The organism is Paenarthrobacter sp. YJN-5, from assembly GCF_015040095.1.
GTDB lineage: Bacteria > Actinomycetota > Actinomycetes > Actinomycetales > Micrococcaceae > Arthrobacter > Arthrobacter ureafaciens.
The window spans coordinates 1,932,634-1,947,298 of the sequence record NZ_CP053544.1 but is presented as its reverse complement, the minus strand read 5'-3'; the positions used below and the strand labels follow the sequence as shown (position 1 = coordinate 1,947,298).

12 protein-coding genes are annotated in these 14,665 nt (G+C 66.5%); 10 read left to right on the top strand and 2 right to left on the bottom strand.

What is annotated here, in order from left to right:
• Positions 1-27: 27 nt before the first annotated feature.
• The 9 genes from HMI59_RS09320 to HMI59_RS09280 all read left to right on the top strand — a co-directional run bounded on the left by HMI59_RS09320 (position 28) and on the right by HMI59_RS09280 (position 9,338).
• Positions 28-834: a hypothetical protein gene (locus HMI59_RS09320; protein ID WP_193593469.1), complete on the top strand. Its 807-nt coding sequence runs from the start codon at positions 28-30 to the stop codon at positions 832-834.
• Positions 831-1,562: a hypothetical protein gene (locus tag HMI59_RS09315; RefSeq protein ID WP_193593468.1), complete on the top strand. Its 732-nt coding sequence runs from the start codon at positions 831-833 to the stop codon at positions 1,560-1,562. Before HMI59_RS09320 ends, HMI59_RS09315 begins: the two co-directional genes overlap by 4 nt.
• 53 nt (positions 1,563-1,615) lie before the next feature.
• Entirely contained in the window at positions 1,616-2,152 is a 537-nt protein-coding gene (locus tag HMI59_RS09310) for a hypothetical protein (RefSeq protein WP_193593467.1), read from the top strand.
• Positions 2,152-3,168 carry a hypothetical protein gene (locus HMI59_RS09305; RefSeq protein ID WP_193593466.1) on the top strand — a complete coding sequence of 339 codons (1,017 nt, stop codon included), beginning with the start codon at positions 2,152-2,154 and terminating at the stop codon, positions 3,166-3,168. The genes HMI59_RS09310 and HMI59_RS09305 overlap by 1 nt, the downstream gene beginning before the upstream one ends.
• A gap of 94 nt (positions 3,169-3,262) precedes the next feature.
• Positions 3,263-5,539, top strand: a complete 2,277-nt coding sequence (gene mobL / locus HMI59_RS09300; RefSeq protein ID WP_193593465.1) for a relaxase MobL — start codon at positions 3,263-3,265, stop codon at positions 5,537-5,539.
• A gap of 159 nt (positions 5,540-5,698) precedes the next feature.
• Entirely contained in the window at positions 5,699-6,238 is a 540-nt protein-coding gene (locus tag HMI59_RS09295) for a hypothetical protein (RefSeq protein ID WP_193593464.1), read from the top strand.
• A 354-nt stretch (positions 6,239-6,592) separates the two neighbouring features.
• Positions 6,593-7,120 carry a hypothetical protein gene (locus tag HMI59_RS09290; protein WP_193593463.1) on the top strand — a complete coding sequence of 176 codons (528 nt, stop codon included), beginning with the start codon at positions 6,593-6,595 and terminating at the stop codon, positions 7,118-7,120.
• A 25-nt stretch (positions 7,121-7,145) separates the two neighbouring features.
• The gene (locus tag HMI59_RS09285; RefSeq protein WP_193593462.1) at positions 7,146-7,418 is read left to right on the top strand and encodes a hypothetical protein; all 273 of its coding nucleotides are present in this window, start codon (positions 7,146-7,148) and stop codon (positions 7,416-7,418) included.
• Positions 7,419-7,571: 153 nt separating this feature from the next.
• The gene (locus HMI59_RS09280) at positions 7,572-9,338 is read left to right on the top strand and encodes an AAA family ATPase (protein WP_193593461.1); all 1,767 of its coding nucleotides are present in this window, start codon (positions 7,572-7,574) and stop codon (positions 9,336-9,338) included.
• Positions 9,339-9,420: 82 nt separating this feature from the next.
• On the opposite strand, the gene HMI59_RS09275 is transcribed toward HMI59_RS09280, so the two are convergent.
• Entirely contained in the window at positions 9,421-11,226 is a 1,806-nt protein-coding gene (locus HMI59_RS09275; RefSeq protein ID WP_193593460.1) for a DUF3883 domain-containing protein, read from the bottom strand.
• Positions 11,223-12,113, bottom strand: coding sequence for a hypothetical protein (locus HMI59_RS09270; protein WP_193593459.1), 891 nt, complete (start codon positions 12,111-12,113; stop codon positions 11,223-11,225). Before HMI59_RS09270 ends, HMI59_RS09275 begins: the two co-directional genes overlap by 4 nt.
• Positions 12,114-12,478: 365 nt before the next feature.
• Between HMI59_RS09270 and HMI59_RS09265 the strand changes: the two genes are divergently transcribed.
• The gene (locus HMI59_RS09265) at positions 12,479-14,611 is read left to right on the top strand and encodes a hypothetical protein (RefSeq protein WP_193593458.1); all 2,133 of its coding nucleotides are present in this window, start codon (positions 12,479-12,481) and stop codon (positions 14,609-14,611) included.
• Positions 14,612-14,665: the final 54 nt, after the last annotated feature.

The following is a 14,665-nucleotide window of genomic DNA, read 5'->3' as shown; positions in this document are numbered from 1 at the left end:
TCGAGACGAAGAACGAGTTGAGGGGCAATGGCATCCACAAAGATCGGCGAGTCCCGTATGCAGGCTGATAAGCCTGTCCGCAAGACCCGCTTCGTGGTCGCGCCGGACGCCGGTGCGGCACCGGGCGACACCGACCCCACTGGGGACGGAAATGTCCCGGGTGCGCTGATGAGCCGCCGGGCGGCCATCGGCGGGGTGTGCATGGGGGCGGCCGCGCTGCTCTGCTTCCTGGTCGGCGCAGGTCTCTCTGGTGGCGAGGCCGCCGTCAGCCACGACAAGGCACAGCAGATCGTCTCCCTGCGCGAGCAGATCCGCACCGCCCAGGTGCGCACCGACGCCCTCCCGGAGGCCAAGGACGCTGACCGCGCCTTGGTCACGGCACAGGGAGCTGCGGAACAGATCGCCCGGTTGCAGAACGAGTACCGCTATCTGACACCCTCGGTGGCGGCCTCGGGCGGGACGCTGGACCAGGCTGCCGCCGAGCCGACGCGCCGGAACCTCACCCCGTACTTCGCCCCCGACGTCGGGCAGGCCACGCTCCAACCCTGGTACCTGCTGGCCTCCGACAAGGACGTCGCCGCGGGCAACGAGATTCCGATGAGCTTCGACTCCGGCTTCCAGTGGGTCGCCCAGCGCCCCTACTCGGTCGAGGTGGACGGCACGATCCGGGTCACCTGGTTGGCGGTGCAGACCCGCCCGGCGGCCGGGCAGACCCCGGCGGTACTGGCCTGGGCCCGGGCTGACTACGACATGACCCGCAAGAGCTTCTCCGGGGTCCAGACAGGAACGACGACCACGGGCGAGGCCCTGCGGCAGGAGGTGAAGGCACCGTGATCGAGGACGTGAAGGACTGGGTGCGCGCAAGGGCCGGGAAGGTCCTTGTCTGCAGCACCGGAACGCTGCTGGCGCTGTCGCTGCTCTCCCTGGCCCCGGCAGTGCTGGCCGACGGTTCGGCCGACCCCGACGCCAAGGCCGACCAGCTCATCGTCGAGCTCCAGGGCAAGCAGGAGGACGCGCAGGCGGCACTTGAGACCAAGCACTCCCGGTTCCTGGCTGCCCTGCCGGGGATGGATGCCGAGCGGGCCGACCGGGACCGGGCCGCAGCGCGCTCGGTGCTGCTGAGCCTGACGGATTCCTCGGCCGCCTCGCGGACCGTCAAGGAGACGCAGGCCGCCCTCGACGCCCGGTATGGGTTTCTCGGGACCTCGTCCCGGACCCTCACCGAGTTCATCCCGGAGTGGATAGCAGCGACCGGTGCCGGACAGGGCGCGGGGACGGCGTACCAGCTGGCCGACTTCGACGTCGACGCTGTCGCGGTGAAGGGCCTGGACTACTCCTACATCGGAGTGGCGCACCTGGACCCGGTCTCCGCCGAGGGCAAGGTCACGGCCAAAAGTGAGTACGTGGTCTTCACCTTCGCCACCGGACAGGACGGCACGGTCGCCTCGTTCGAGGCGTATCGGGCCTCGGGCCGGACGCGGGACCAGCTTGCCGCGCAGAGGCCACCTGCCGATGCTTCACCGGCCGAGACCGCCAGCCCCGGACCCAGCCACAGCGGCTGAGCCGGCGGGACACCCGCACAGACACGACACGACAACAACGAAGGACGAGACGAATGACGATCCAGACTTTGGACAAGACCGGCAGCGCGACCGAGCACGAAGCCCGGGTGGAGGCTGCCACTGCGGTCCCCGTCGAGAAGGCCCCGGCCAAGCCGAAGGCCGGGCGTGGCCCTTCGAAGCTGGCCGGCGCGCTGCGCCGCCTGGCCCCCGGGAAGGGCTCCGGCGGATCGCCGGTGCTGATCCGGGCGGTGTTCTTCCGCTCAGTCGTGCTCATCGCCGACTACGTGCTGGCCTCGATGACTGCGATGGTCGTGATCCCGATGCTCGGCGCGTGGCTGCACCGGCAGTCGGGCGCAGCCAGCGGCGACCTGACCATGGCCGGGACCGTCGCGATGTGGATTGCTCCGCTGCTGTTTGTGGTCCTGTTGCTGGCCGCCGCGGAGATCGCCGCTATGCGCGGGATGTGGCGCTGGTCCACCCGCCGGATCCAGGCTGTGCACGATGCCCGCACCCCGGCGCTGCCCCCGGCCACCGCCGCCCCCAGGACCACCCGCCCGAGCAAGAAGACCAACCGGAAGAGGAGCAACTGATGCGCACTGCTGGACTGATGATGAATGATGTGTGGGCCGACCGGGCGCTGCGGGAGCGTGGCGTGCAGGCGCACCGCTATGACGGCCTCGATGGCCAGATCGGGGTACTGGTCGACTCTGTCGAGCTCAAGCACCGCGGCAAGGAGGAGAACTACCGGCCTTACCTGCATGTCGTGGGCGAGCTGCGCTCGATCACTCCCGCCGAGCCGCTGCCGTACGGGATCACCCAGGTGACCTACTCGCACGGCCAGGGCGAGAAGGTCGACGCCTTCTACGAGTTCGACGACGAGCAGCTGGTCGAACTGGCGGCCAAGGGCTACTTCAGCCCTTCGTTCACCGTGCCCGACCAGCTCACGGGGATCGAGTGGGAGCTGCCCGCCAGGGTGGATGCCCTTGTGCTCACCCCGTCCGGGGACCAGGCCGATGCCCCCGTGGTCTTCATGAACGTGCACCGCATCGCCGATCTCGAGATCGACCTGGCCTCCACTGAGTACGACCTGGCGGCCTACTTCGCTGACCGCTCCAAGGATGGTCATGGTCCGGTCGAGTCCGTCGTCGACCAGCGGGGCCTGCGGGCCCGCTCCGACGCGATCAACTCGCTGTTCAGCGAGGACGAGCTCGACTTGGCCGCGCAGGTGGAGAACCTCCAGCGGCCCGAGGAGCAGCAGCCGGCTGCCGAGGGCGTCACCGCGCAGTTACTGGTGGTCGAGGCTGAGATCGCCGCGGAGCGCGAGCGGTATCAGGCTGAGCTGGAGCGCACTGAGGGCACGCCCGAGCACCTGTACCACCAGCGTGTGGCCCCGGCCCTGCACCTCGACGGACCGGACGATGCTCCCGCCCCTGCGGACGCGGAGCCGGATGCCGGCGCGACCCACGATCTGGACTTTGGCCTGGATGAGGAGGCCACCGGGCAGGAGGTGCCCGCGCCGACGCTCGAGGAGCGCAAGCGCGAGGCCTCCCGCCGCGCCGCCGACCTCGACTTCGGCGAGGACGACGGGCACGGCCTGGGCCACTGAGGCCGAGGCGGGCAGAGCAGTCAGGACGGGCCCCGGTCGCTGGAGGACAGCGGCCGGGGTTCTGTGCATTCACACGACGGAGGGATGAGGCGGGATGGGCCTGAAGCAGTCAGTGGTCATCGTCAACGAGTTCAGCGTGCCGCTGCCCGGCGGCAAGGGGTCCCGGGGCGGCACTCCCGGCGACTACGTCACCCGGTACATGGCGCGGGAGCAGGCGACTGAGTCGCTCGCGCCGATCCAGCGGCTGCGCACGGACGACTTCATCCTGCGCTACATGGCCCGCGAGAGCGCGGTCGAGCGCGCCGGGACGAGCAGGGTCGAGGCCAAGACGACAATGCGCCAGGCCCAGGGCGATGGCGGCGTGGCCTTCGGCTACGGCTCGGTGTCGCTCTCGGACGAGCAGCTGCGGGCTGCGTCCCGGGACATCCAGAAACACTTCGAGAGCGGCAAGACGGTGTTGAAGACCGTGCTCTCCTTCGACGAGGAGTACCTGAAACGGCACCGCATCGTCGGCGAGGACTTTCACTGTGAAGGCCGCGGGGACTACCGCGGCCACATCGACCAGATGAAGCTGCGGATGGCGATCATGCACGGGCTGGAGCGGATGAGCTCGGGCACGAGCGGTTTCGACGACCTGCGCTACGTCGGCGTCATCCAGGTCGACACCGAGCACGTCCACTGCCACCTGGCGATGGTCGACGCCGGACACGGCCACCTGGCCAAGGACGGTACCCAGCGGGGCAAGCTTCTGGACCGGCACAAGTCCCGGTTGCGGCGCGGCGTGGACGCCTGGCTGGACGAGAAGCAGGCCGTCGCGCACCTGTCCAGCGCCGTCGGTTACGAGCGCAGGAACGTGACGACCTTCATCAAGCGCTGGGCACACGAGCGCATGCGCTCAGAGGCCCTCCCCCAGTTCCTGCTGGCCTGCCTGCCCGCCGACCGCTCGCTGTGGCGCGCCGGAACCAACGATCTGCGGATGCGCAAAGCCAACCGTTTGGTCTCCGAGCTGGTGGCCGAGCAGCTGCAGCGGCCGGGCTCTCCGCTGCCGGCGGCGATGGAGAGGGTCGTGGAGTACGCCAACCAACGCCGCGAGGCCGAGGGCCTGACCACCGACGCGTGGCAGCGTCTGGTCGACACGGGTCGCAACCAGATCACCGAGCGGGCGGTCAACGGCGTCTACCAGATGCTGCGCGCCCTGCCCGAGGAGGAGCTGCGGGTGCGCACGCCGATGCTCGAGGTGATGGGCATGGACTACGCCGAGATGGCCGCACTGGCCGCAGAGCGCCAGCAGCAGCACGGCAGCTCGGAGTACGACGTCGTCTCCTTCGGCTTCCGGCTGCGCAGCTATGCCTCCCGCCTGCAGCATCACAAGTCCAAGGCCAGCGCCTACCGCGACCTGGCCCAGCAGTGGGAGCGTGCTGAGAAGGCCGAGGTGGCCGTGGAGGACTCCCGGCCTCTCTACGACTTCTACCGCTACGAACAGGACTGGCACCGGCGGGTGATGAGCAAGTACCAGCACTTTCTGCCGTTTGTCGGCGACGCCAGCCAGTGGTACGCACAGCAGCAGGAGGTCGCCGCGTACGGCCAGCGCCTGCTCTCGCTGATGGCGCTGCGCCGGGACGCCTCGCTGCAGCGGATGAAGGACGCCGACCAGGCCGAGGAGATGGGCCGCGAGATCTACGGCCAGCCCGGCGGACGGCACCTGACCGCAGGCAAGGCCGGACGGGCGGTACTGGACGCGCGCATCGAGACGATGAAGCAGGTCTACGACGAACGGCTCCAGGAGCTGCGCACCGACCTGGCCGACTCGGGGCTGGTGCTCGTCGCCGGTCCTGCTGACCAGCGCAGCGCCGTCGCCGGCGGGGATCCGGAGGTCTCCACCCAGCTGTCGATCGAGACCGGGACGTTGCACCCCTTCGACGAGGTCAAGGCACTGGACCTGCATCACCTGGGCTACGACTTCGTGGCCGACGTCGAGATCGGCGAGCGGGCCCGGCGGGAGCTCACCGCTGCCGCGGCCGAACGCCGCCGGCTGCTGCTGGCGGCCATGGAGTACCTCGACCAGTCGGGCCAGTCCGAGGCGATCGCCGACCTCCCGGTCGACGACATCGCCGCGATGACCCGGGTCTCGCGGGAACTGGTTCCGGTGGAGGACGGCTCCACGCGGCCGGTTCTGCGTTCGAGGATCGCGGCGCTGCGCGAAGAGCAGGAACAGGCGGCCCGGATGCGCCGGTCGAAGGCCTCCTCGCTCGACGCCGGCCTGGTGGTGCGTGTCCAGCAGCGGGTTGACGCGGCGGTGGCTGGTGCCGGTCTACTCCCCCGTCCCGAGCAGGAGCCGGCAGGGCGGTCCGACGGCATCCAGCACGAGTAGTGACACGAGTGGAAAGATCATTCGAATGGTTGCGTAATGCTCTATAAGAGTATTAGTGTATAGAGCAGTTCGGCAGGCACTTCGGGGCTTTGCTCGGACGACGTGAATGATCAAGGCCGTTCTGCCGAGTGGCGGACGGAACGACGAAAGGACGAGATCATGGCACTTCTCAAGGGCAAGGGCGCAATGACCGGGGTCAACCTCATCGCCAAGGTCTATGACAATGGCGCGACCAAGGACGGCAAGTCGCACTACGCCGACATCCAGGTCGACGCCCGCGACTCGCGCGGACCGGAACAGAGCAACCTGCACCTGAAGTCCGAGCGCGTGAAGGGCCCGGACGGCAAGGAGCGCTTCGCCAACACCGCCCCCTACTCGGTGGGCCAGCTGGAGGAGATCATCAAGGCCGCGGGCCCGAATACGGAGCCGCTGCTCAACAAGGACGGCGAGAAGGTCGGCACCGTCTACGGATTCAAGGGCAACGTGATGCCGGCCTCGCGCGGCACCGGTCTGGTGGTCAACTCCAAGTCCGTGGAGGCCAGCGACTTCAAGGTCGACGCCAAGACCCTGGACAACCAGTTCGCCTCCATGAAGGCGGCCAAGGAGGCCCAGGCGGCTGCGAAGCAGAGCCAGGCCGGTCCGGAGCAGATCGCCCAGGCCGAGCAGGTCGCCGAGGCCGAGGCCCCCGCGGTCGGCTGACACCGATTCACGGCTCAGCAGAACTCATTGAAAGGCCCCCGGAGAGATCTCTCCGGGGGCCTTTCGCATAGAGAGGAATGAATCATCATGGAAGATTTCAGCAAAGGTTCTCAGGCCCGGCCGGAGCACGGCCAGCGCCCGACGTCGTACACGCCCGAGCAGCTGGCGGCGATCCGCGGGGCGGCCCCCGATACCGGAGAGCAGCGCGGACCGAGCTCGCAGGCGGGCCTCGGCGCGGTGCGGGGTCCCCGGTACAGCGTGCCCTCCTCCCCCGCTCCCGGCCAGCCGGGCTCGAGGTTCAACCCCAACGTGGTCGAGCGGCGGCCGCGCCCGCAGGCTGAGCCGGCACCGGGGATGATCACCTCAGCGGAGGTCCCGAAGCCGGAATTGTCTCGGCAGGAGCAGCCCCAGGCGAAGCAGGCCAGTGCCGGCGGCACGGTTCAGGGTCCGGTGAAGGTCCCGCTCACCCAGCGGGTCGCCGGGTCGAAGGTCGGACAGGCCGTGCAGTCCGAGGGCCTCCGCGAGGGAGCCAGGCGGCTCGGCACCGAGGCCATGCGGGCTGCCGCGGCCCACGCCCAGCGCGCCCAGCAGTCCGGTGCATCGACCAGGGGCGTCGCCATCAGCGCCACCAAGGGAGCTGCCGTGGGTGCAGCCCGCGGGCTGCACACCGAGCTGGCCGGACATGGCGGACAGAAGGCCCCCCAGGGCTCCGCTGCCGGGGCGGATCTGGTCGGGCGGATGGGCGCGGTTGTCGGCCGTGGTGCTCAGGAGCAGCTGCCGGGCACCACGCAGCAGGGACGGACGCCGCTCAGCGAGACGTACGACTACCAGTTCGAGGGCCAGGGCGGGGCCGAGGGCACCGAGCAGCAGCGCGGGGCTTGAGTCAGGTAGGCAGGAGAAGAAGGCTATGGCGACGAACGATCCCAGCCCACTGAGCGGCACGAGCCTGCTGGAGCTGGGCCTGGATGAGATCACGGCCCCGGACGAGGGCAAGGACACGTGGGCGGAGGCCGGGCGCACCCTGGTCGACCGCGTGAGTGCCTCGATGCGTCAGCAGCGCGAGGCGAACGAGCGGGAACGGCGTGACCGGGAGTCCAGCAGGCCGCTGAGCGAGCGGTACGACTACCAGTTTGAGCAGGATGGGGCTTCGCCCCAGGAGGACCGCCAGCACGGGTCGTGACAGCGCCCCTGCGGAGTGAATGGTCAGGAGGCCCCCGGATATGAGTCCGGGGGCCTTTCGCTGTCCTATCACAGTCAATCCGAATGATGCCATGATAGACTTTCGACTGATCTATCAGATGAATTCAAGTCTTGGCGAGAGGTCTTCCACGGCATGTTCCATGAAGTGCACCTGAACGAGGGCTATCCGCTCCTGTCGAAGCTGTCGGATCCGCTCAAGAGGGCCGAGCGCGAGATCGTCGGCCGCGAGCACGAGAAGCTCCAGCTGCTGGCCTCGATGAGCAGGCCGGAGCTGTGCAACGCCCTGCTCCTGGCAGAGGCAGGTACGGGTAAGACCGCTCTCGTCCAGGCTACGATGGCCGCTGACGCCGAGCGGCTCTACCTCGAGGTCGATCCGTCCCGGATGATCTCCGAGGCCGGCGATTCGGACCGCATGGCCGCCATGCTCAAAGGGTTCTTCGACGAGGCCGAGCACTTCGTGGCGGACGAGAAGCATCAGTTGGTCCTGTTCATCGACGAGTTCCACCAGATCATCCAGCTTTCCGACGCTGCGGTTGAGGCGATCAAGCCGGTACTGGCGGCCTCCGGGGCACGCGGCATCCGAATCATCGCCGCGACGACCTATGACGAGTTCCACAGGCACATTGCGCCGAATCAGCCGCTGGTTGAACGGTTGCAGCGCATCAACCTGACGCCGCCGGACCAGGAGACGACGATCCGGATTCTGCAGGGCATGGCCGAGCATTACGACGTCGCCGACCAGTTCTACGACGACCACATCTACCGGCAGATCTATGAGTACACCGAGCGCTACATGCCGGCGAGCTCGCAGCCGCGCAAATCGATCCTGGTGCTGGACAGCATGGTCGGCTGGCACCGCCTCACCAAGCGGGCGCTGGACCGCGATCTGCTCTCGGACGTGCTCCAGGAGTCCCTGGGCGTCAATGTTGCCTTCAAGGTCGACGGCGCGAAGATCAAAGAGCAGCTGGACTCGAAGGTGTTCAGCCAGGACCTGGCCACGCGTGCGGTCGCGCGGCGGCTGCAGCTGTCGGTCGCGGACCTGAACGACAAGGGCCGTCCGGAGGCCTCGCTGCTGTTCACGGGGTCGACAGGCGTGGGTAAGACCGAGCTCGCCAAGCAGCTGGCACGGCTGCTCTTCGGTGACGACCAGCGCCACCTGATCCGCTTCGACATGTCCGAGTACGCTCAGGACTCCTCGATGGACCTGTTCCGCTCCGAGCTGACGAAGCGGGTCTGGGACCTCTCGCACGCCGTGCTGCTGTTCGACGAGGTCGAGAAGGCCTCGGCGATGGTCACCCGCCTGCTGCTGCAGGTGCTCGACGACGGCCGGCTCTCCGACGACAACAACCGCGAGGTCAGCTTCCTGAACACCTACATCGTCATGACGACGAACGCAGGCTCGGAGATTTACAAGACCATCGCGCAGTACGCGGCCGACGACACGGGCTCGGGCGAGCAGCTGCTGAAGTACGACAAGCTCATCCGCCGCTCGATCACCGAGACCTCGGCGGATAACCGCTTCCCGCCAGAGCTGCTGGGTCGTATCGACGCCATCGTCCCGTTCCAGCCGCTCTCTGAGGACACGCAGCGCAAGATCGTGCGCAACAAGCTGCGCCGCATGGTGCAGGAGGTCCTCATCAAGCACAACGTGCGGGTGGACATCGACCAGAGGGTCCTGCAGTACCTCATCGACGACAAGGGAGACACTGACTCCAATGCCGGCGGTGCCCGGGGTGCGGTGGCGAAGATGACCGACGAGGTCACCACCGGAGTGGCGACGTTCATCAACGAGCATCCCTCTGAGCGGCGGATCAGGATCGACGTCGTCGGCGAGATGGCGAGCGATCACAAGGACATGCTCACCTCCGATGCATTCATCGAGGTGAGCGCCGTGCGCTGACACGGCCTTGGAGCCGCTCTTCGGGCTGCCGGACCTGCCTCTTTTCACTCACGATCTATCAAGAACGTCCTGAAAGAGACCCTTAGTGGACGATTTCAGCGAAACTGCTCCAGTCGGTGTACTCCCATTCCCAGCGGCGACAGACACGCTCCCTCGGCACCATGTCGCGAAGCGGATCGAGTAGCGCGAGTTGTGCTGATGGTCCGTCACCGATGACAAGCGCCAGAAGATAGCGAGAGGACACGCCGACCATCACGGCCATCTCATTGTTGGTCAGTGCGAAGCGTGCGTCCTTGCCTTCGACCTTCTTGACCTCGATGTGAACGTCTGCGCCGTCTGGGTTGGTACCAGCCAGGTCATACCCGACGTTCCGGCGACTGACATCCTGGAGACTCCAGCCACGGGCGTTGAGATGCTCCAGCGCGGCTACCTCGGCGGCACGCCATCGGGCGAGCGCCCCGCCGAAGCCCTCCTCAGGTGAGGGGCGCTTCGTGCTGTTTGCCCCGGTGGAGGTGGCCGGGTCGCTGGACTTCGATGGGGCAGAGGCCTGCCCGGCAAACAGCTGTTCCCTGACAGTCAGCGGACGCCCCTCAGTACGCGCCAAGTCGACAAGATGCTTTGTGAGAGCGGCTCGCGTCTCGCCGCTCACTGCGTGCGGTTCGACCTTCTCGGCGATTTCCCTAGCACGCAAGGTAGGTGCACCGAAGATGGTGCGTAGCGCTCGAGCCTGGGACGACGCATCGCGGCTGTAGATCGACGGGGGCGCGCCGTGAGGAAAGATCCGGGGCACGTCAGAAGGCTCGAGTGGGACCTCGGAGAACGCAAAGGACCACTTGATGGCCGCGAATGCTGTCTTAATGGCGTTGAGCAGCATGCTGGCCGGAGTAGATTCACCAGCCATGAGTACCGTACGCAGGTCTTCGCCGGACAGGATTAGTGACCAGAGCCGATCGCAGACTGGGCTCGTGGGGTCTGAAAGGATCTGGGCGAGAAGCCTTCCGATTGTTGCTATCACTGCACGCGTACTGTCGTCTCCCGACACAGCGTGAGTTCGCGAAGGGTCGGTGAGAAGGTGTCCCGAAGCCACGATTGGCAGTGCAAGTTCATCTTCTAGCGGGAGAAAACAACACAGCCGGCCACGACGCCCGGTAATCGACTCGGCATGGGGGTTCAACGGGACCAGGAGAACAGTGTCGCCCTCCGCGGAGCGCTCGAACTCGGCGAGGCGTCCGTCGACCTCGAGTGCCACATGGTTGGTGGAGCCGACGCAGCGTATTCGCTGCTCACCGCCTGGGCGACGGATAGTGAGGTCGGTGACGTTGCGCAGGAACAGCATCGCGACTGGATCGAGCGCAAGTTGCTCACGTTGTGCGGGGATAAGTTTCAGCGTGAACTGCGCGCCCGCCTCGGGCCTCGCTTCCACCACAGAGGCGGGGACGCGGAGCAGCGGCACAGACTCGGCTGGCGCATTGAGCGCTGACGCCGCGGCTTCACGGTCGAAGATGAGAGTGACGCCGTCGGACGTGACACTTACGACTTCTGAGAGCGCCGCGACCGATTTGAAGCCGATGCCTCGATAGCCGATTGCGCCGTCGCCCCGCTTCTTGCTCGAAGTGGCACTACGGCACAGCGCCTCGATGTCGGCCTCGTTGAATGCACGTCCATTGTTCCCCCACGTCAGGCGTGTTGGATCGCTCATGTCGACAATGACAGCAGTAGAACCCGCGTCGTCCGAGTTCTGGAGGAGTTCGTACAACACTCTCGTGCGGTAGGTCTCAGCCAGGAGCGCCTCGATCCGTGCCATCTCATGGAACAGCCCAGGTGCCAAGGCATGTTCCTGAATCAGCTGGTCGCGCAAGGCTCTTGCTGCACCAACGAGGGCGTTCACGACGGATCCTGGATGCGAATCACGATACGCGCAGGATCGCCTGCAAAGTCATCGAGGTCGAAGGCGACGACTTGGATGAAGGAGGGGTAGCGCCTGGGGACCGCACCGCCAGTGCCGACTGTAACCCACCTGTAGTTCGAGGTCTCCCGCTGGTCCAGAAGGAAGCCCGAGGCATCAAAGACGTTAACGAACACGTCGGGAGCCTGGACAACGAAATCTTCCTGCTCGTCCAGTTCGTCATACGGATCGCCGTAGAATTCCTCAGAGTCTTTGAATGCTGCAAAAAGGACTTCCGCACTGCCGAGCGGATGGATGGCCCGCACCGAAACTTCGAGTTTCTTGCTATCTCGCAGTCGTGCTGAGTATTCCTTCACGTCGATCTTGACCCCTCGCGAGGTCGTGTAATCGACGATTTCGCAAGGCATGTCACGCCACTCGAAGGATGGCTTGGAGTGCCACCCGTCAATCTCTTCCCAGTCGACGCCCCCGACCCACACATAAAGGTCTCTGGGATCGCCCATGCCCTTGCCCTCCCAGGGTTCCATGGAGGCAGAAACCATCTTGGGAGCGCGGACCTCCTTCTTCTTCAGAGAGAGGATCATCTCCTGATAGGACATGAGCGCCCCACGAGATCGTGACCGCAACTGCCACACGATCGGGGACAGGTACTCGCCCTCAGAGAGGTTCGAGGCGTCGTAGCGGACCTGCCAGTCGTCAGGATGGAAGCGGACTTCCGCCGATGCTGCGACTTGGTAGAGCACGTCGCTTCGCCTGTACTCCTTCATGACAAGGCGTGCCTGGAAGTTGAAGATCTCCCAGCCGAGCACCGAGAGACCGATCTCGTCGATCTCAACATCCAGCGGAGTGATCTGCTTGTTTTCCCCCATTGCTTGCCCCTCTACGTCTTCTCTGGTTTGGCGAAACTCGAACACACCGAGCCGAATGCACCGGAAAAAGAGCGCGGTCTCTGCTGATGCTGGCCCGCCGCCAGTGTAGCCGCAGTCACTCGCCGATGAACTCTGCCCCGACATACCCCCATACAGCCCCCAGTTTCCCGTGGAGTGCGTGCCGGCTATTTCCTACGGGGTGATGGGCGGACGCGCCCGAACAAGGTGACCAGATACGGAGCGCAGATCTCGGCCAACAACGAGCTGAAGGTGGGCGAGCCGTGGGGCTCAGCGGAATGTCTATCGAGCTTGAGTCTCAGTTAGTCGGCAATCTATCGACTCACCATTGTTGCCCCTATGGACTGATGAGAGATAGGATACTCATAAATCAGGCGAACTGCGTTTCATCATCGAAGGGATCGGCACCAATGGGCATTCTGGGCACGGCTGCGGGAAGCCGGAACAAGGATCGGAAGAAGAAGCCTGACGAGCTGCTGTCGTCCGTGGTCAGGGAGACGGCGATCCCCGCCGCAGTCGAACTGCTGCGGTCGAACGCGAAGTTCGTCTTCCCCAGCGGCACGGCGTGGGTCATGCTCGTGCTGGCCGCCGAGTCCATCGACGGGCTGAGCAAGCGGCACGGCCGCGACGAGGCGAAGGGCTCGCTCATCGAGCTCATTGACTCCGACCAGATCAAGACCGTCGCCACGGCAGAGATGCTGGGTGAAGAGGTTTTCGGCATCATTCCTAACACCGAGACGCTTGCGCGCATGGAGGAGTACTCGCTCCTGGCTGGCGCGGAGTATTCCTGGGCCGTCGTCTGGCAGAAGCCCAGCGGCGAACTGCTGGTGGACCTGGTGGCCGAGGCTACGTTCAAGCAGGCCCAGGAGGTCGCTTCCGGCGCGCTCAGCCTCGAGGAGGCTGTCGGAGCGCAGGCCTGGCGCGAGCACAGCGGCGTCACCACCGACGAGCCCGGGACCCTTCCCGCGGCGGACGCGGACGCTGTTGCCGCCGTGGACACCGCAGACGAGGGTGACCCGATCTTCGACTCGATCCCCGGCGGGGACGAGGGTGCCGGCGACGAGCCTGTCTTCGACGCTGCTGGCGATGAGCCCGTGTTCGACGACGAAGCCGTCGACTTCGGAGACGAGGACGCGGCCCCGGTTGCGGTGGAGCCGGAGCCCGGCTTCGACGGCCCGACCGGCTTCGAGGAGTTCGACGAGGAATCCGGTCCCGTGACCGCCGGCGATACGGCGTACGCCCCGTCCGGGGAGGAAGCCGTGCTGCTGGAGAACCAGGAGCAGGTGCGCGAGGTCATCGCCCGCCGCTTCCTCTCCGAGGACCTGGACCTCGACGTCCGCCTGGACGAGTTCAATGCGACCTTCGCCATCGGCGCGCCGGTCGTGCAGATCGAGGTCCCGCAGGGTGCGACCGAATGGCTCGGCGACCAGGTCGCCCAGCTCAACCGGCAGGCCAACGCCGACCTTGCCCAGCTGCGGTGGGCGCACGAGGACGAACTGCGCACGCTGTACGTGAACCTCATGTCGGCCCACGTCGAGCAGGTCATCCGGGACGTGGCCACCGACCGCGAGGGCTCGCGCTACAAGGCGCTCAAGGACGGCACTGAGGCGGCACACCGCGAGCGGGAGTCCGAGAAGGAACAGCGGATCCGGACCCGCAAGGCCGAGATCGTCCAGGACTACGAGGCCCAGGCGAAGAAGCTCGCCGAGCAGGCCGCCCTCCAGGCGGAGATCCAGTACAAGGAGCGCAACCGCTCCCGCATGGAGCGCGAGCAGGCCGACGCCGTCGCCGAGATCGAGCGGGTGCTCGAGAACTCCTACTCGCACGACCGCCAGGAGATCCTGCGCGTGCGCCGCTCCGACGCCGCCCTGAAGATGCAGGTCGGCACTACGCGGATTTTCGAGGTCCTGGCCGAGAAGCAGAAGGCCTACCTCGAGGCCGAGGAGCAGCGTCTGGGGCAGTGGAAGGCCGAGATCCAGCGGATCGTCGACGACAACCGCAAGGCGGACATCGCCCAGGCCGAGGCTCTGGCCGAGCACCAGCGCACCACCGACGAGATCGGCGTCATGCGCCGCGAGCAGGAGGCGCTGCTGGAGTCAATCCGCAACGAGCACGCCGACCGCATCCGCCGGATGGAGGATGAGCTCGACCGCAACCGCAAGGACGCGATCACCCAGATGCAGGCCCGCGAGGCGGAATGGCAGCACAGCCTGTCCCTCGAGAAGGAGAAGACCGACTCGGCCACACAGCGCAACACGGACCTGCTGCAGCAGATGGAGGTCGTCGAGGACTCGGTCAAGCGCCGCTACGAGGCGCGGCTGGAGGAGATGGCGGCCGACAAGGAGTCCTACGCCAGCGAGCTGGCCCGGGCTTCGGAGATCCAGAGCCGCTACAACAAGATGCTCATCGCCCTGATCGTCGCGCTGCCCATGCTCGGCGGCCTCGCCGGCTTCATCGGCGGGGCGGCCATGGGCGGCTGATCCGACTCGGAGATCGACGGGGGCCTGACGGCGCATGGGGCACGCACCCCGTGC